Below are 16714 nucleotides of genomic sequence, written 5' to 3' on the forward strand. Positions count from 1 at the left end.
CTGAAAGCACTGTCATCAGGCAGTTTGCAGTACCTCCGACCGGCGGCCCGCGAAGAATGATAACTGGTTTCTGGCCGCCCAGTCGATCAGTTCCAGTTGACCGTCAGCATGCTCGACCAGCGCCGTACAGCTTTCCACCCAGTCACCGTCATTGATGTACAAAACACCGTTCACCTCACGCATTTCAGCATGGTGAATGTGACCGCAGACCACCCCGTCCAGACCACGGCGGCGCGCTTCACCGGCCAGAGCGTTCTCGAACCGGTCGATCGCCTTGACTGCCTCCTTGACCTGACGTTTCAGCCAGGCGGACAGGGACCAGTACGGATAGCCCATCCGGCGACGGACCGCGTTGAACCAGCGATTGATCTCCAACGCCAGCGTGTAGGCCCAGTCCCCCAGCACGGCGAGGAACTTCGCATAGCGCACAACGCTGTCGAACTCATCGCCATGCATGACCAGAAACTGGCGCCCATCCGCCGTTTCGTGCACGGCTTCCCGCATCAATCTGATCCCTGCCACTTCCAGCCCGTCGGGCTGAAGCCAGGCGCGGAACATCTCGTCATGATTGCCGGGGATATAGATGACTTCGGTGCCGGAACGGGCATGACGCAGGATCAGCCTCAGTACCTCATCATGCTGCTGATCCCAGTACCAGGCTTTACGCAGCCGCCAGCCATCAATGATGTCGCCGACCAGATAAAGCCGGTCACACCTCACCCGCCGCAGAAAATCCGCCAGAAACTCCCCTCTGCACCCACGCGTACCAAGGTGGAGGTCGGATATGAAAACGGTTCGGTAATGTTCGACGCTGACCGGCAGGTCCATCCGATGGCCTCCTTGCTTTCCGCATGCCGGATAGGCCGATTTACCAGTCAAAAATCATGAATATTATGTGACTCGGAAGTGATAATGGGATTATTTCAAATATAATATATCTGCCATAGTGTCGAAATACCGATGTCACATTTGAGCATCATAATGTGATATTCACCCTTTTTGTATACGACAGCGCAGGCAAGCCGATTCTTGATCGTCATTTTCAATCCAGTGGCAGGGCAACGTCGACCCGGCCGGCTTTGGGCCGTGCTGGATCTGCTGCTTGAGCATGGGATCAAGGTCGAGCTTGCGGAAACGCGCCATCCCGGCCACGCCACGGAGCTGGCACGGCAGGCTGCCGCCAGCGGTACCGACATGATCGTCGCTGCCGGAGGCGACGGAACCATCGCCGAAATAGCACAGGGCATGATCGGAAGCCCCACCCGACTCGGCATACTGCCGCTCGGTTCCGCCAATGTACTGGCGCATGAACTGACATTACCGGTCAGGGCCAAGGCCATTGCCTCCACCCTCGCCTTCCGCCGCACGCGCCCGCTCTGGCCTGGTCTGGTACAGGCCGGGCAGAGTCAACGCCTGTTCATCCAGATGCTGGGAGTTGGATTCGATGCGCAGGTTGTTCATCACCTCTCCCTCCCCTTGAAACGCTTTACCGGCCGCATCGCCTATGCCGCGCAAAGCATTCGGGAGATCAGCCGTTACCGCAGCACCCGCTTTCCGGTGATCATCGATGGCCAACCGCATGAGGCCGCCACCGTGATCGTCGCCAAAGGCCGCTATTACGGTGGCCCCTTCCTGCTGGCCCCTGATGCAGCCTCCGACAGTCCCGGTTTCTCCATCGCCATGTTTCAGCAGGATTCAACGCGTGACATTCTCAAATACGGGCTGCAACTGCTGTTTGGACAGTTGCCAGCATGCTCCGGTCTGAAGTTCCTGCGCGGCAGAGAGATCACGTTTCCAGGCAGCACAATCATGCCGGCACAAGCTGACGGCGACCCGGCCGGGCATACGCCGCTTCATATTGGCGATGCTCCCTTCCCCCTGCGGGTGGTGGTGCCATAAAGCCGGAAAACCGGGTTTTTGATGACCCCGCAACGGCACCCGGCAGAAAATTCCAGCATCAATGCGATAAAAGTATCATATCAGCCCTTGATATGACGGATTTTTTAATGATGATGCGCGGCAATAATGCGGGATTGAAATCAGGCTGACCGCACGCGGTGGTTGGCGTTCTTCCCTGTGATATGTTGATGGAAACGACATGAGCACCGACACGCACAGCGCCGCGATCCCGGTGAGTTCTGGCATCAGGCAGCCTTATCACCTTGTTGATCCAAGCCCCTGGCCCATTATTTCCGCCTTTTCAGGCGGTCTGCTGCTGTTCGGGATCGCCGAATATGCCAATCACCACAGCAAGCTGGTTCTGCCCGCCGGTATCGCCGCCGTGCTGCTGTGCATGTTCGGCTGGTGGCGTCAGGTTCTGAAAGAGAGCAACACCCCCGGTCTGCACAGCCCGCTGACGCGCCTCGGTCTGCGTTATGCGATGCTGATGTTCATCGCATCGGAAGTGATGTTCTTCGCCGCATTTTTCTGGGCGTATTTCAACTTCTCGATTTTCCCGAGCAATATGGGCAATCTGACCAGCGCAGCTGCCGCTGTCTGGCCGCCAGCCGGGGTGCATACCTTCAATCCCCTGCATCTGCCGCTGGTCAACACCCTGATCCTGCTGACCTCCGCCCTGACCCTGACCTGGGCGCATCACGGGATTGCCCATGGCAATCGTCGGACACTGATTATCGGGCTGATTCTGACCATCGTGCTGGGTATGTCCTTCACGATCTGTCAGGCACGGGAATATTCGGAAGCGCCGTTCAAGTTCACCGATGGCGTCTATCAGTCCGTGTTCTACATGGCGACCGGGTTCCACGGCTTCCATGTCATCGTCGGCACCATCTTTCTGACCGTGTGCCTGATCCGCGCCCTGCGTGGCGGCTTCACCGCAGAGCGTCATTTCGGGTTCGAGGCCGCCGCCTGGTACTGGCATTTCGTGGACGTGGTGTGGCTGTTCCTGTTCGTCGCGATCTACTGGCTGGGTTATCGGGGCTGATCCCTTCCAGATATCGAAACGCCGATATGAAGGCGCCCCTCTGGCGGGGGCGCCTTTTTTCGTGAATATCAGACCTATGTCCACCTATCGCCGTTTTCTGATTCCCACCGGAATCACCGTCCTGCTGATGGCGGTGCTGATCTTTCTCGGCTACTGGCAGGTCCAGCGTCTGCACTGGAAAACCGGTATTCTGGCCCAGATCGACGCGGCCGAGGCCGCACCACCAACGCCGTTGCCGGACGCACCCTCGCCGTTTCAGAAAGTCGTCGTAACGGGCACACTCGTCCCTTCGGAAAGCATATTGTTCGGCGCCGAAACCCATGTGACCCAACAAGGGGAGCCTATGGGGGCACAGCTTCTGATGCCGCTGTCACGTGCCAGCCATAAAGCGGTGATGGTGCAACTCGGCTGGGTGGCCGATCCGCCCGGACGGAATACGCCCGTGCCTGCCGGGCCTGTCACCATCACGGGTTACATCCTGCCGGATCAGAAAAAAGGTTGGTTCACGCCCCCGGCCGATCCGGCCCATCATCATGTCTATCTGCATGATTCCGCCACCATCGCTGCCCTGAGCCATGCCGGTGATATCGAGCCCTATACGCTGGTCGCGCTGTCACCCGTTTCGCAGGAGAACGGACATCCGATCCCGGCGGAGGGGCTGCCTCGCCCGCAGAACAATCATCTGGGGTATGCTCTGACCTGGTTCGGTCTGGCGATCACGCTGGCCCTGCTCTACGCGAGCTGGCTGAAAAAGGCGCTCCGCTCATGATCGATTCTGCCGCAGCCTCTGCCCCTTACCCGTGGTTGAAGGACCGTTTCAACCGCATCGCCACGCTTCAGGAAGCCTCCAGCATGCTGGGCTGGGATGCCTCCGTCATGATGCCGCCGGGGGGTGCTGCGGCACGGGGTGATCAATTGGCCCTGCTCGCCGGGATGGCGCACGAATTACTGGTCGATCCCGCCACAGGGGATGCGCTGGCATCCGCCGCCCGGACACCCCCTGCCGATCTGTGGGACCGACGCAACCTGCAACTGATGCAGCATGCCCATATCCGCGCCACGGCCTTGCCGGGCGATCTGGTCATGGCCATCAGTCGAGCCTGCTCCTCCTGCGAGAAAATCTGGCGGGAGGCACGGGCGCAGAACGATTTCGCCAGCGTGCGTCCAGCGTTGGAGGAGGTGATCAACCTCACCCGTCAATCCGCGAACGCGCTGGCGCCCGTGCTGGGCCTGTCCCCGTATGATGCGCTGATGGACGGGTTTCAGCAGGGAATCGGTGCCGCTGACGTGGCCCCGGTTTTCGCTGCCTACGAAACCTTCATCGCCGAGGCACTGCCCCGTGCGGAAGAACTTCAGCACAACCACCCGGCCCCTGTCCCGCTCGGCGGACCCTTTCCGGAAGCGGATCAGGAAAGCCTCTGTCGTTTTCTGGCGGAACGGGCGGGGCTGGATTTCACCAGAGCAAGGCTGGATCGCTCCACCCATCCTTTCTCCGGCGGTACGCATACCGATCTGCGCATCACCACCCGTTATGATACCGCCAATGTCGCATCAGCCATGATGGGGGTACTGCACGAAACGGGGCATGCGCTGTACGAAGCGGGACTGCCGGATGCGTGGAACAGGCAACCTGTCGGGGAAGCAGCCGGCATGGCCGCCCATGAAAGCCAGTCCCTGATCGTCGAGATGCAGGCCTGCCGTTCCGACCCTTACCTCTCCTGGCTCGGCCCGGTGTTACAAGAGCGGTTTGGCGGCAATGCGGACGCTTACAGCCCCGGCAATCTGGCAGCGCTCTGGCGGCGCGTGGAGCGGGGCTTCATCCGGGTCGATGCCGATGAAATGACTTATCCGGCCCATGTCATCCTGCGATTCCGTCTGGAACAGGCGCTGATCGATGGCAGTCTGACTGTTGCCGATCTCCCCACCGCCTGGAATGAGGGGCTGAAAGCGCTCCTCGGCATCGTACCACCGGATGACAGACATGGCTGTTTGCAGGACATTCACTGGTATGATGGCGCGTTCGGCTATTTCCCCAGCTATACGCTCGGGGCCATGGCCGCGGCGCAATTGATGGAAGCAGCCCGCGATGCCACGCCAGGACTGGATGAGGCGTTGGGGCGCGGCGATCTGTCACCGCTGATCGCGTGGCTGCGGACAGAGGTGCATGAACGCGGCAACCTGCTGGGTTTCAATGATCTGTTGCGCGCCGCGACCGGCAAGCCGCTTGATCCGGCGGCCTTTCTTACCCATCTGCGTCAACGCTACCTCGATTGAACGCCTGCCAGAGCCTGCCCCGCGCTTCAGGCAGGGCGGCAAAGCCCGAAACCTCCCTTTTACCAGCCCTCGCACCGCCATAGATTGAATCCATGCGTTATATCTCCACACGGGGCGACGCCCCGATCCGTAACTTCTCAGGCGTTCTGCTCGCCGGGCTTGCCGAGGATGGCGGGTTGTATATGCCGGAATCCTGGCCGCAATTTTCCCCCGATGAGTGGCGCGCCATGCGTGGCCTGCCCTATCCGGATCTGGCGGCACGGATCATTCAGCCTTTCGTCGGCGACTGCATCCCCACTGAAACCCTGCTGACGCTGTGCCGCAATGCCTATGCGGGCTTTACCCATCCGGCCATCGTGCCGCTGGTACAGCTCGATCACGATGTCTATACGCAGGAGCTGTTTCACGGCCCGACCCTTGCGTTCAAGGATATGGCCATGCAGCTGCTGGGGCGGCTGTTCGATTACGTGCTGAGCCAGAGCGACCGCCGCATCACCATTGTCGGCGCAACCTCCGGCGATACCGGTTCCGCCGCTATTGAGGCCGTGCGGGGAAGGGACCGGGTGGATATCGTCATCCTCCACCCCGAAGGCCGCACCAGCGCGGTGCAGCGGCGGCAGATGACCACCGCCATCGCCCCGAATATCGGCAATGTCGCCGTGCGCGGCACGTTCGATGACTGCCAGGATCTGGTCAAGGCGATGTTTGCCGATGCCCCATTCCGGCAGGAAATGAGCCTGTCCGCCGTCAACTCCATCAACTGGGCGCGGATCGCAGCGCAGATTCCCTATTACGTCTACGCCGCTCTTCAACTCGGCGCACCGGACCGGGCGGTGGCGTTCAGCGTGCCGACCGGAAATTTCGGCAATGTGCTGGCCGCTTATGCCGCCCATCGCATGGGGCTGCCTGTGGGCAGACTGGTTGTTGCTTCCAACCGTAACGACATTCTCTACCGCTTCCTGAGCGCGAACGACATGTCGGCGCGCCCGGTCGAGCCGAGCCTGTCGCCGAGCATGGATATTCAGGTCAGTTCCAATTTCGAACGGGTGCTGTTCGAATTGCTGGATCGTGATCCCGCCGCCACCGCCGCCACGATTCGCGCTTTCCGGGAAACAGGCCGCATGCCGGTGGCCGATGCCACATGGCAGAAGGCAAGATCCCTGTTTCATGGCTTCCGCATGGACGACACGGATACGGAGGCAGCCATTCGCGCCTTGCGACAGGAAACCGGCTATCTGGCCGATCCGCATAGCGTCATCGGCATTGCAGCGGCACGGAGCCTGCGCAACGCTGGCCGCCTGTCGGCAACTGGTCCCGTCATCGCCATGGCGACGGCCCATCCGGCCAAATTCCCCGATGCGATGGAACGCGCCACCGGTGAGCGCCCGGCCCTGCCCCCTCATCTGAGCGATCTGTACGATCGCGAGGAGCGGTTCACCGTCGCCGACAATAATCTGGCGGATATCGAGGCTCTGGTGCGCAACATCGCCCACCGTAATACAAGCCCGGCATCCTCCCCCGTAACCGGAGTGCCTGCCTGATGTCCGAAACGCTCGATGGGGGCGCGGTGCGCCTCACCCGCCTGCCATCCGGTCTGACCGTTGTGACCGAGCGCATGGAGCGGGTGGAAACAGTCTCGTTCGGGGCCTATGTCGGCGTCGGCACACGTCATGAAACCGCCGCGGAAAACGGCGTTTCCCACTTCCTCGAACACATGGCGTTCAAAGGCACGGAGCGCCGCAACGCCGCGCAGATCGCCGAGGAAATCGAGGCGGTCGGTGGCCATATCAACGCCTACACCGCCAGGGAACAGACCGCCTATTACGTCAAGGTTCTGAAGGAAAACACCGATCTCGCCGCCGATATCATCGGCGATATCCTGACCCACTCCACCTTCGACGCGGCCGAATTCGAGCGTGAGCGGGGCGTGATTCTTCAGGAAATCGGTCAGGCCAACGATACGCCGGATGACATCATCTTCGACCATTTTCAGGAAACAGCTTTCCCCGGTCAGCCGATGGGCCGCCCGACACTGGGAACCGAAACGATTATCCGCGGCCTGGAACGGGACGTGGTGGCCGGTTATATGCGGCGTCACTATGCGGCCTCCAACATGGTGGTCGCAGCGGCCGGCGCGCTGGAGCATGATCGTATCGTCGATCTGGTGCAGCAGCATTTCGCCGATCTGCCCGCCTCAACGGCGCTGGATGCCTCCCCCGCCGATTACAAAGGTGGAGAATTCCGGGAAAACCGCGATTTGGATCAGGTCCATATCGTGCTGGGCTTCCCCAGCGTGAGCTATGCCGATCCTGATTATTTCCCGACCATGCTGCTTTCCACCCTGCTGGGTGGCGGCATGTCATCGCGCCTGTTTCAGGAAATCCGTGAAAAGCGGGGGCTGGTGTACTCCGTCTATACGTTCAGCCTGCCTTTCCTGGATGGCGGCCTGTTCGGCATCTATGCCGGCACGGGCGAACAGGAAGCGAAAGAACTGATCCCGGTCACGCTCGCCGAGCTGTTGCGCGTGCAGAACGACGTGACCGAGCAGGAGCTTCAGCGCGCCCGTGCGCAGGTGAAGGCCTCGGTGCTGATGTCACTGGAAAGCACCGGCAGCCGCTGTGAGCAGATTGCCCGCCAGTATCAGATTTTCGGCCGGCTGGTGCCAACCTCCGAAACCGTGGCGAAAATCGACGCCGTGACGCTGGACGATGTCCGGCGCGTAGCGGCCTCCCTGTTCCGCGCCAGTCCCACCCTGGCAACCCTTGGACCAGCAGGCCATGTTCCTGATCTGACCCGTATCACTGGATCGCTGGCAGCATGAGCACCTATCTGGATTTGATCGACCAGCTTCTGACCCACGCAAAACGGGCGGGCGCCGATGCCGCTGATGCGCTGATCGCGGCGGGAACCTCGCTCTCCGTCCATCGGCGTCTCGGGCAGACCGAGCATGTGGAACGCTCGGAGGGCCGGGATCTGGGGCTGCGCGTGCTGGTGGGGCAACGTTCGGCGGTCGTGTCCTCCAGCGCACTCGATCCATCCGGATTCGCACGGCTGGCGGAACAGGCTGTTGCCATGGCTCGCGTTGTGCCGGAAGACCCCTATCTCGGTCTGGGCGAGGTGTTTTCTCCAGCGGACGCCACCCTGCTTGATCTCTACGATCCGTCCGAGCCGGATGCCGATACACTTGGTGCACTGGCGGGTCGGGCCGAGGAAGCCGCGCTGGCCGTCAGCGGTGTTACGAATTCCGAAGGCTGCGAGGCTGGTTACGGCAAGACAGACATTGCCCTGGGTACCTCCGCCGGTTTTCGTGGCGCTTATGCCCGCACCAGCTTTTCTTTCTCCGCCACCGCTCTGGCTGGCACCGGGACCGGAATGGAGCGGGATTACGATTACAGCACCGCCGTGCATTTCAACGATCTGGAGCAGCCGGAACTCATCGGCCGGACCGCCGGAGAAAAAGCCGTCGCCCGCCTCAATCCGGGCCGTGTGAAAACAGCGCGGATGCCGGTGATTTTCGATCCACGGGTTTCGAACGGGCTGATCGGTCATCTCTCCGGCGCCATCAATGGCGCCTCGGTGGCCCGTGGCGGCAGCTTTTTGCAGGATCGTCTGGGGCAGCGTCTGTTCCGCCCCGGCATTGTCATTCGTGACGATCCATCCCGCCGACGCGGATTGCGGTCCCGGCCTTTCGATGGAGAAGGCCAGCCCGTGCAGCCGCTGTCGGTGATTGAGGATGGTGTGCTGACAAGCTGGATTCTCGATCTGCGCAGCGCCCGCCAGCTTGGGCTGCATACCACCGGCCATGCCGCGCGTGGTACTGGCGGCGGCCCCTCCCCTGCGGTCAGCAATTTCTATCTGGAAGCCGGAATGCTCAGCCCGATGGCGCTGATGGCCGATATCAGCGAGGGGCTGTACATCACTGAAACCATGGGGCCGGGCGTCAACCTGACCACCGGTGATTACAGCCGTGGCTGTGCCGGTTTCATGATCCGTAACGGCGCACTGGCCGAACCAGTGGCTGAAATCACCATTGCCGGGCATCTGCTCTCCATGTTTGCGGAGCTGACGCCGGCGGATGATCTGCGCTTCCGTGGCTCGGTCGATGCGCCGACGGTCCGTATCGACGGCATGATGGTCGCCGGAGCCTGAGAAAAAGCCCCTGTAATCCGGCTTTCATCATCATGTCGCCGCTACAGTTTCGAGGAAATGCCCCTATATAAGGGTCATGATGATTCGGAACGGACCTACGATGCGCAAAGCTTTGCCGGTTTTTCTGGCCGCCACGCTGATCCTCTCACCTGTTCTGGCACAGGCGAGGGCCGGGGGAGGGTCGTCGATGGGCAGCAGGGGGAGCCGGACCTATTCCGCACCCCGCTCCACCCCTGTGGCACCTTATGCCGCGCCGATGGAGCGCAGCTACACCGCACCCAGCCGCCCCTCCTATAACAGTCCTCCCGGCATGCCGCCCATGCAGCCTGCCATGTCCCGGCGTTCCGCCTTCACCTCCGGCCTATTAGGCGGGCTGATCGGCGCGGGGATCGGCGGCTTGCTGATGGGCCATGGATTGTTCGGTGGGATCAGCGGGATCTTCGGTTTCTTCGGCCTGCTGTTGCAGATCTTCCTGATCGTGATGGTGGTCCGTTTCCTGTGGCGCCGCTTTGCGGGTGGCAATGCGCCCGCCATGGCACCCGCCATGACAGGCGCAGGGAGCGGATTTGCCAACCCGTTCACCAGCAATCAGGCTGATCGCGGCCAAATGGGGGGAGGACAGATGGGGGGAGGACAGAGCAGTGTCCAGCCGATCCAGCTTTCTCAGGGAGATTACCAGCGTTTCGAATCGTTGCTGAAAGAGGTTCAGGCGGCCTGGACCGATCGCAATCTTCAGCAGCTCGGCAGCATCAGTACGCCGGAAATGGTTGGTTACTTTAACGAGCAACTGACCGCCCTTGCCAGCCGCGGCCTGCATAATACCGTTACCAACGTCACCTTGCAGAAGGGTGACCTGTCGGAAGCGTGGCGGGAAGGTGCGCTGGAATACGCGACCGTCGCGATGCGTTTCTCCATGCTTGACGTAACCTACGACTCAAGCGGTCGGGTGGTGGAGGGAGATGCTTCCCAGCTGCAGACAGCGACCGAGTTCTGGACCTTCGTGCGCAGCCCGGGTGGACCATGGATTGTCTCTGCCATTCAACAGGCGCGATAACAGCGCGGAAACAAAGAAAAAAGCGCCCCGGCAAGGGCGCTTTTTTTTATCAGCCGGAGTGTTTTCCGCTTTCTGTCAGCCTGCCGGAGAAGCCATACCGGCAGGAACCTGGCCTGACTCATGCGGCGTCTGATGAGCGATCTTCACCATCGCCATCGCGTAAAACAAAAACGACATACCAAACAGCACAATCAACATCGCCCGATTACGGCCACGCCGTTTCCGACGAAATTCATCAGACTGCTCCTGCGTCAGGCGCGGGGGGAAATTGACCATACCAATCACACGAAACGATCAACAGCCAGCGCCAGAAACAGCACCGCCAGATAGATCAGAGAGTATTTGAACGCGGCACGGGCAGGCGCATCCTTGGTCAGGCTCAACCCAGCCTCGTCCTGCTTGTCCCGCAGCACCCGCCAGCTCTGCACCAGAAAGCCGATGCTCAGCACGATGGCAGCCAGTCCGTAAACGCGTCCGGTATCACCCAGCGCCCAGGGCAGCACCGCGATCACTGACAGCAGCACAGTATAGGCCATGATATGCTGACGTGTTTTACGTGCCCCCGCCACCACCGGCAGCATCGGTACCCCAGCCCGCTCATAATCCATCTGCGCCCAGAGCGAGAGCGACCAGAAATGCGGGGGCGTCCAGAAAAAAACAATGGCGAACATCATCACCGGCATCAGATCAATCGTGCCGGTCACCGCCGCCCAGCCGATCACCGGCGGGAAGGCACCTGCGGCCCCCCCAATGACGATATTCTGAGGCGTGCTGCGCTTCAGCCACATCGTATAGATAACCGAATAGAAAAAGATCGCGAAGGCCAGCACCGCAGCGGCAACAACATTCGTTGCCAGCCACATCACCAGCACCGATCCTACCGCCAGCACGATACCGTATCCCAAAGCCTCGCCCGGCTCGATCCGGCCTGCCGGAATCGGACGGTTTTTGGTCCGGCGCATCACCGCGTCGATATCGCGGTCGTACCACATGTTGATCGCACCAGAGGCCCCGGTCGCAACCGCGATGCACAGGATCGCAATGGCACCCAGAACAGGATGCAGGGAGCCCGGGGCCACCAGCATGCCGATCAGCCCGGTAAATACGACCAGACTCATCACACGCGGCTTGAGCAGGGTCACCCAGTCCGCTGCCGAGGCCATGCCAGGCATTTGAGCGGAAAGCGGCAGAGAGGATACCTCCCTGCCGCCATTGACGAACGCACTGTCGCTCATACGTCTTTCATCCGTCCCGAGGGAACCGCGCGTCAATTGACGCGCGGCAATTCCTCAAAGGTGTGGAAGGGCGGCGGAGAGCTGACGGTCCATTCCAGGGTCGTCGCACCCTCACCCCAGTAATTCGCAGGCAGATGTTCCTTCGAGGTGAAGGTCTTGTACACCACGAACAGGAAGATCAGCACGGAAAAACCGGAAATATAGGCACCGATCGAGGCCACATAGTTCCAGCCTGCGAAGGCATCCGGATAATCCGGATATCGGCGCGGCATACCAGCCAGGCCCAGAAAGTGCATCGGGAAGAATGTCAGGTTCACACCGATAAACGTTACCCAGAAATGCACCTTGCCCCAGAATTCCGGATAGGGACGGCCCGTCATCTTGCCGATCCAGTAATAGAAACCGGCAAACATGGAGAACACGGCCCCCAGCGACAGCACATAATGGAAGTGCGCGATCACATAATAAGTATTGTGCAGCATCTGATCGACACCGGCATTGGAGAGCATCACGCCCGTGACGCCGCCGACGGTGAAGAGGAAGATAAAGCCAACGGCCCAGAGCATGGGGGTCTTCATCTCAATGGAGCCTCCCCACATGGTGGCAATCCAGGAGAAAATCTTGATGCCCGTCGGCACGGCAATGATCATCGTCGCCGCCATGAAGTAGGCGCGGGTATCGACGCTGATACCAGAGATAAACATGTGGTGCGCCCAAACCACGAAGCCCACCACGCCGATCGCCACCATGGCATAGGCCATACCCAGATAACCGAAGATCGGCTTGCGGGAGAAGGTGGAGACGATGTGGCTGATGATCCCGAACGCGGGCAGGATCATAATATACACTTCAGGGTGACCGAAGAACCAGAACAGATGCTGGAACAGCACCGGATCACCACCGCCTTCGGGGGCGAAGAACGCTGTGCCGAAATCACGGTCGGTAATCAGCATGGTGATCGCACCCGCCAGAACCGGCAGGGACAGCAGCAGCAGGAACGCGGTCACAAGCTGCGCCCAGACGAACAGCGGCATTTTGTGCAGCGTCATGCCGGGGGCACGCATGTTGAAGATGGTGGTGATGAAGTTGATCGCCGCCAGCAGCGACGAAACACCGGACAGATGGAGCGCGAACAGGGCGCAATCCATACCGATACCGCTCTGGAACGTGCTGTTGGACAGCGGCGGATACAGCGTCCAGCCCGGACCGGCCTCCCCCAGATAGAGCGCATAGCTCAGCAGGGCGAAAGAAGGCACCAGCAGCCAAAAGCTGATATTGTTCAGACGCGGAAAAGCCATATCCGGCGCGCCGATCATCAGCGGTACGAACCAGTTGCCGAAGCCACCGATCAGCGCGGGCATGACCACGAAGAAGATCATGATCAGACCATGCGCCGTAACGATGGCATTCCACTGCTGTCCATCACCGATCAGGGTGCTGTGCGGATGCATCAGCTGCGCACGCATCAGCATGGACAGCCCGGCCCCCAGAAACGATGCCAGCACAGAAAAAATCAGGTACAGCGTCCCGATATCCTTGTGATTCGTGCTGAACAGCCAGCGGGAAATAAAGCCCGGCTTGTGATCATGATGATCACCGGCATGGGCATGAGATGTTGCAGTCGCCATTTCGTTAGCTCCCTCAGACACCGATCCTTGACGGATCAGCGCCCCCCTTCTGCGAACTGCCGCGGGATGGTCTGCCCGGCCGGCGTATTATTGAGCGACGTTTTTTTCGTCTTCTGGCTTTCCGCCCATTTCTGGAACTCTTCCGGAGACACCGCCTTCACCGCGATGGGCATCTGGCTGTGGAAAGCCCCGCAGATCTGGTTGCATTCGCCATAATAGACGCCCGGCTTATCCGCACGGAACCATGTTTCAATGGTACGGCCGGGAATAGCATAACGCTGCACGCCAAGGCTGGGAATAAAGAAGCTATGGATCACGTCGGCACTGGTAACCAGGACGCGGACATTCTTGCCATAGGGGACGACGACCTGATTATCCACCGACAAGAGGCGAATCTGATCCGGCTTCAGGTCGCCATCCTGAATGACCCGGCTTTCGATGCTGTCGATGCCATTGTCAGGGTAACCGTATTCCCAGTACCACTGATGTGCGGTCACCTTCAGGGTGACGTCAGGATTATGGGTCCGGTCTTCATAATAGACCAGACGGAAGGACGGAATGGCAATCACCGCCAGAATCAGGGCGGGGATCAGCGTCCAGGCGATTTCCAGCCACGTATGGTGGCTGGTACGGCTGGGAACCGGATTGCGTTTCGCGGAGAAGCGATACGCGCACCAGCCAAGCAGAGCCGCCACGAATACGACGATGGCGGTGATGATCACCATGATCAGATCATGCAGGGAATCGATCCGCTCTTTCAGGGGACCATAGGCGGTCTGCATACCGATTTCCCACGGCTTCGGCACACCAAGACCGGTCTCACTAGGCTGGGCATGGGCCGAATTGGCCATAATTTGGGCAAGCGCCACCAGCACGCTGGCAGCGAGAGGTTTTCTTAAAAATGAATTGGCGGCAACGCGCCGCAAGAAGGACACCATCGGCCGTTTCATCCCGGTTCTGGAGGATACGGCCAGAGAGCCGTATCTTTGCGCCAATCGGCTACAGGACTCCCCGCCCAAGATCAAGCGTTTGTCAGAAAAATGCCGCAGCTCCGTTGCTGAACGACAATTTATTACCGGAAATCAGTCGTTTTGGAGCTGTACAAGCGTAAAGATACCGAATGGTTGCACCGGCGTAATTTCCGCACGAGCGCGATCCTGTGGCGACAGAAGGGCCTCGAACGCGAAATCCGGATGCCAGCCCAGCGCATGGGAGGCAGGCGCCATGGCGCGTTCGATCCACCAACGCGGGCCTTTTTCCGCAGCGAAATGATTGACGAACAACAGCCAGCCACCAGGACGGACCACACGGCGCATCTCTGCCATCAACTGTACCGGATGCGGCACAACTGAAGCGACAAACATCGCCACCGCAATATCAAAGGAATTATCCGCGAAGGACATTGCCTCCGCATCCATTTCCAGCAGCGTCTCAACATGAGCAAGCTGCTGCTCACGCACACGTTCACGGCCTAACGCCAGCATGTCGGTTGAAAGATCAATGCCGGTAATCCGCTTGTCCCGGCAATAGCGGGGCAGAGCAAGGCCCGTTCCAACCCCCACCTCCAGGACCTGCTGACCAGCTAGTCGGTTCACAGCCTCCACAGCGCGGCGGCGACCATAGGCGGACACGCCGCCGAACACCGAGTCGTACACCTTTGCCCAGCGCCGGTAAGCATTTCTCACCGCATCCGCATTCAAGCTGGTATGGGGCACAGCCTGAGGGCCACGGGTATTCTCCGCCGCCCCGGAGCTAGAGGACGCATTCTGGGCAGATGTCTGCGGAATCTTCATATGAGAGGTCGACAAGCGGTACCGCTCCGGATGTAAGCCACAAAAGTGCTGATGTGGGTAGGCGACACGCTGCAACTGCGCAAGCCCGAACAGAAACACTGCCCTCAGCCTCTCTGCCGGACGCCTCCCCTCTGACCCCTGTTACTCCGAAGACGCATGATGAGAGATCCGTCTGCCAATGCCCTCTGGCCAATACCCTGATCGCTGACAGAACAAGACAGACGCGATCTACCCACCGCAATCAGTCGGCGCGTGTCAGATTGACCGCAGCCGCACGGCCATTCTGTTGCTGCTCGATTTCGAAATCCAGTTGCTGGCCTTCATTCAGGCTCCGCAGCCCGGCTCTCTGAACCGCACTGATATGAACGAAAACATCTTTTTCACCCGTGGAGGGGGCAATAAAGCCGTATCCTTTGGTCGGATTAAACCATTTGACCGTGCCGTGTAGCATGGCGCGCTGCCTTTCTTTAGCCGGCGCCCGCACATGGACCTGGCGCCGAAATTGACGTCAACGCCAGACCGGAATTCTCCGAACCGACGCCATATTTTCCTCTTCGGCCAGACACGTTTCTATTGAACGCCTTCACCGGCCAGCGGAAACGATACGTCGGTCTCTCGGTATCTGCAACAATGATATGAGGTGATTTTTTCTGCCTATCAGGCAGCATCATCCCGCCGATCACGCACTTTCACATAGGCCAAAGCGGCATGTTCCGCACAATACGGCTTCCCGGCCATAGCGGGAGCATCACAGAAACGGAACTCCTTTGTGCCCGGCTCTCCGATCGGCCAGCAACAGGAAACGAGCCGCCCGCCTGAAGGGAAAGCCTGGGACGCCACTTTGGAGATCGCACGCGGGGTGGGACGGGAAGCAGGCGGGGAAGAAGAGGTCGCAACGGCGGCAGGTTGCACTGACGGAAGCACCTTGTCTTCCTTGGCGATATTCCCGGCCGCAACAACCGGCACAGATCCCTCGGCCGGTTCAGGCGCCTGTTCCACCAAAGCGGCAGACACTGGGGAAGAAGCAACAAGTTCCACCGGCACGGAGGCAGCCTCAACGGCGCTGACGACTTCATCCGCTGCTACAGCAACGGTTTTTTCAGGCATTGACAAGGCAGCGATGGCCGCAGACTCATCACCGATAGAGGGATCAGCCATGGAGGGTAGCGTCACGGCACTGGAACGACGGCTGCCGGGTGAAGGGCGGGATGCCACCCCATCCCGCCGGATCGGCGAGGGGCGGGCCGCCAGGTTGAGGCGATGCGCCTTACCCACCACGGCATTTTTGGAAATGCCCATACGCCGCCCAATCTCGGCGGTTGAAAGCCCTTCATCCCAAAATGCGCGGAGCAGGGTGATTGCCTCGTCGCTCCACTCCATATCGTGCGCTCCTGATCTTCGCTGCCACTAAATACAGTATCTTTGCCGTTTTTCTCAACGGGCACATACGCCATAAGTTGTGGAAAACTCTATTAAACGACTCTGTCTACACACAGAATGGTGATCCTGGCCATAAAACGAAACCGGATACCGAATTGTGGCAGATTGGCGACACACGCTTTCTCTCCTGCATCAATCAGACTTTCTGAAAATTTTTTTCTTTACATGACGTGACTTGGCGGCCTTTCCTCATGTCA

The 16714-nt window shown here is 60.0% G+C and carries 16 protein-coding genes; 8 read left to right on the forward strand and 8 right to left on the reverse strand.

What is annotated here, in order from left to right:
• Positions 1-15 precede the first annotated feature (15 nt).
• Positions 16-828: a UDP-2,3-diacylglucosamine diphosphatase gene (locus GbCGDNIH6_RS11175; RefSeq protein ID WP_072564000.1), complete on the reverse strand. Its 813-nt coding sequence runs from the start codon at positions 826-828 to the stop codon at positions 16-18.
• Between the two features lie 201 nt (positions 829-1029).
• Between GbCGDNIH6_RS11175 and GbCGDNIH6_RS11180 the strand changes: the two genes are divergently transcribed.
• The 8 genes from GbCGDNIH6_RS11180 (at position 1030) to GbCGDNIH6_RS11215 (ending at position 10421) form a co-directional block, all read left to right on the forward strand.
• Entirely contained in the window at positions 1030-1899 is an 870-nt protein-coding gene (locus GbCGDNIH6_RS11180) for a diacylglycerol/lipid kinase family protein (RefSeq protein ID WP_072564002.1), read from the forward strand.
• 199 nt (positions 1900-2098) lie between these two features.
• Positions 2099-2944 (forward strand): cytochrome c oxidase subunit 3, encoded by an 846-nt coding sequence (locus GbCGDNIH6_RS11185; protein WP_011632950.1) that lies wholly within the window; start codon positions 2099-2101, stop codon positions 2942-2944.
• Positions 2945-3005: 61 nt separating this feature from the next.
• Positions 3006-3713 carry an SURF1 family protein gene (locus GbCGDNIH6_RS11190; RefSeq protein WP_157692427.1) on the forward strand — a complete coding sequence of 236 codons (708 nt, stop codon included), beginning with the start codon at positions 3006-3008 and terminating at the stop codon, positions 3711-3713.
• Positions 3710-5218: a carboxypeptidase M32 gene (locus GbCGDNIH6_RS11195; RefSeq protein ID WP_072564006.1), complete on the forward strand. Its 1509-nt coding sequence runs from the start codon at positions 3710-3712 to the stop codon at positions 5216-5218. Before GbCGDNIH6_RS11190 ends, GbCGDNIH6_RS11195 begins: the two co-directional genes overlap by 4 nt.
• A 92-nt stretch (positions 5219-5310) precedes the next feature.
• Positions 5311-6759 carry a threonine synthase gene (gene thrC, locus GbCGDNIH6_RS11200; RefSeq protein ID WP_072564008.1) on the forward strand — a complete coding sequence of 483 codons (1449 nt, stop codon included), beginning with the start codon at positions 5311-5313 and terminating at the stop codon, positions 6757-6759.
• Entirely contained in the window at positions 6759-8039 is a 1281-nt protein-coding gene (locus GbCGDNIH6_RS11205) for a M16 family metallopeptidase (RefSeq protein ID WP_072564010.1), read from the forward strand. Before thrC ends, GbCGDNIH6_RS11205 begins: the two co-directional genes overlap by 1 nt.
• Positions 8036-9367, forward strand: coding sequence for a TldD/PmbA family protein (locus GbCGDNIH6_RS11210; RefSeq protein ID WP_072564012.1), 1332 nt, complete (start codon positions 8036-8038; stop codon positions 9365-9367). Before GbCGDNIH6_RS11205 ends, GbCGDNIH6_RS11210 begins: the two co-directional genes overlap by 4 nt.
• A gap of 100 nt (positions 9368-9467) precedes the next feature.
• Positions 9468-10421 (forward strand): Tim44 domain-containing protein, encoded by a 954-nt coding sequence (locus GbCGDNIH6_RS11215; RefSeq protein ID WP_072564014.1) that lies wholly within the window; start codon positions 9468-9470, stop codon positions 10419-10421.
• A 75-nt stretch (positions 10422-10496) separates the two neighbouring features.
• Here the strand turns inward: GbCGDNIH6_RS11215 and GbCGDNIH6_RS11220 are convergent, their stop codons facing one another.
• The 7 genes from GbCGDNIH6_RS11220 to GbCGDNIH6_RS11250 all read right to left on the reverse strand — a co-directional run bounded on the left by GbCGDNIH6_RS11220 (position 10497) and on the right by GbCGDNIH6_RS11250 (position 16457).
• On the reverse strand, positions 10497-10706 hold the full coding sequence (locus GbCGDNIH6_RS11220) for a hypothetical protein (RefSeq protein ID WP_157692428.1): 210 nt from the start codon (positions 10704-10706) through the stop codon (positions 10497-10499).
• Positions 10703-11656 carry a heme o synthase gene (locus GbCGDNIH6_RS11225; protein ID WP_072564019.1) on the reverse strand — a complete coding sequence of 318 codons (954 nt, stop codon included), beginning with the start codon at positions 11654-11656 and terminating at the stop codon, positions 10703-10705. The genes GbCGDNIH6_RS11220 and GbCGDNIH6_RS11225 overlap by 4 nt, the downstream gene beginning before the upstream one ends.
• A gap of 32 nt (positions 11657-11688) precedes the next feature.
• A complete protein-coding gene (ctaD, locus tag GbCGDNIH6_RS11230; RefSeq protein ID WP_072549084.1) occupies positions 11689-13284 on the reverse strand; it encodes a cytochrome c oxidase subunit I in 1596 nt (531 codons plus the stop codon).
• Between the two features lie 35 nt (positions 13285-13319).
• The gene (gene coxB / locus GbCGDNIH6_RS11235; protein WP_072564568.1) at positions 13320-14222 is read right to left on the reverse strand and encodes a cytochrome c oxidase subunit II; all 903 of its coding nucleotides are present in this window, start codon (positions 14220-14222) and stop codon (positions 13320-13322) included.
• A 144-nt stretch (positions 14223-14366) separates the two neighbouring features.
• Entirely contained in the window at positions 14367-15092 is a 726-nt protein-coding gene (locus tag GbCGDNIH6_RS11240) for a class I SAM-dependent methyltransferase (RefSeq protein WP_232449823.1), read from the reverse strand.
• Positions 15093-15318: 226 nt separating this feature from the next.
• Positions 15319-15528 carry a cold-shock protein gene (locus GbCGDNIH6_RS11245; protein ID WP_025318397.1) on the reverse strand — a complete coding sequence of 70 codons (210 nt, stop codon included), beginning with the start codon at positions 15526-15528 and terminating at the stop codon, positions 15319-15321.
• Positions 15529-15734: 206 nt separating this feature from the next.
• Positions 15735-16457, reverse strand: a complete 723-nt coding sequence (locus GbCGDNIH6_RS11250; RefSeq protein WP_072564022.1) for a GcrA family cell cycle regulator — start codon at positions 16455-16457, stop codon at positions 15735-15737.
• Positions 16458-16714 lie beyond the last annotated feature (257 nt).

Source organism: Granulibacter bethesdensis, from assembly GCF_001889525.1.
Classification (GTDB): domain Bacteria; phylum Pseudomonadota; class Alphaproteobacteria; order Acetobacterales; family Acetobacteraceae; genus Granulibacter; species Granulibacter bethesdensis_C.

Bases quoted from the DNA above. Each gene is read 5' to 3' on its own strand.
- GbCGDNIH6_RS11195 (WP_072564006.1), top strand. From the start codon at position 3,710: ATGATCGATTCTGCCGCAGCCTCTGCCCCTTACCCGTGGTTGAAGGAC.
- coxB (WP_072564568.1), bottom strand. From the start codon at position 14,222: ATGGTGTCCTTCTTGCGGCGCGTTGCCGCCAATTCATTTTTAAGAAAA.
- ctaD (WP_072549084.1), bottom strand. From the start codon at position 13,284: ATGGCGACTGCAACATCTCATGCCCATGCCGGTGATCATCATGATCAC.
- GbCGDNIH6_RS11185 (WP_011632950.1), top strand. From the start codon at position 2,099: ATGAGCACCGACACGCACAGCGCCGCGATCCCGGTGAGTTCTGGCATC.
- GbCGDNIH6_RS11225 (WP_072564019.1), bottom strand. From the start codon at position 11,656: ATGAGCGACAGTGCGTTCGTCAATGGCGGCAGGGAGGTATCCTCTCTG.
- thrC (WP_072564008.1), top strand. From the start codon at position 5,311: ATGCGTTATATCTCCACACGGGGCGACGCCCCGATCCGTAACTTCTCA.
- GbCGDNIH6_RS11210 (WP_072564012.1), top strand. From the start codon at position 8,036: ATGAGCACCTATCTGGATTTGATCGACCAGCTTCTGACCCACGCAAAA.
- GbCGDNIH6_RS11245 (WP_025318397.1), bottom strand. From the start codon at position 15,528: ATGCTACACGGCACGGTCAAATGGTTTAATCCGACCAAAGGATACGGC.
- GbCGDNIH6_RS11250 (WP_072564022.1), bottom strand. From the start codon at position 16,457: ATGGAGTGGAGCGACGAGGCAATCACCCTGCTCCGCGCATTTTGGGAT.
- GbCGDNIH6_RS11215 (WP_072564014.1), top strand. From the start codon at position 9,468: ATGCGCAAAGCTTTGCCGGTTTTTCTGGCCGCCACGCTGATCCTCTCA.
- GbCGDNIH6_RS11175 (WP_072564000.1), bottom strand. From the start codon at position 828: ATGGACCTGCCGGTCAGCGTCGAACATTACCGAACCGTTTTCATATCC.
- GbCGDNIH6_RS11205 (WP_072564010.1), top strand. From the start codon at position 6,759: ATGTCCGAAACGCTCGATGGGGGCGCGGTGCGCCTCACCCGCCTGCCA.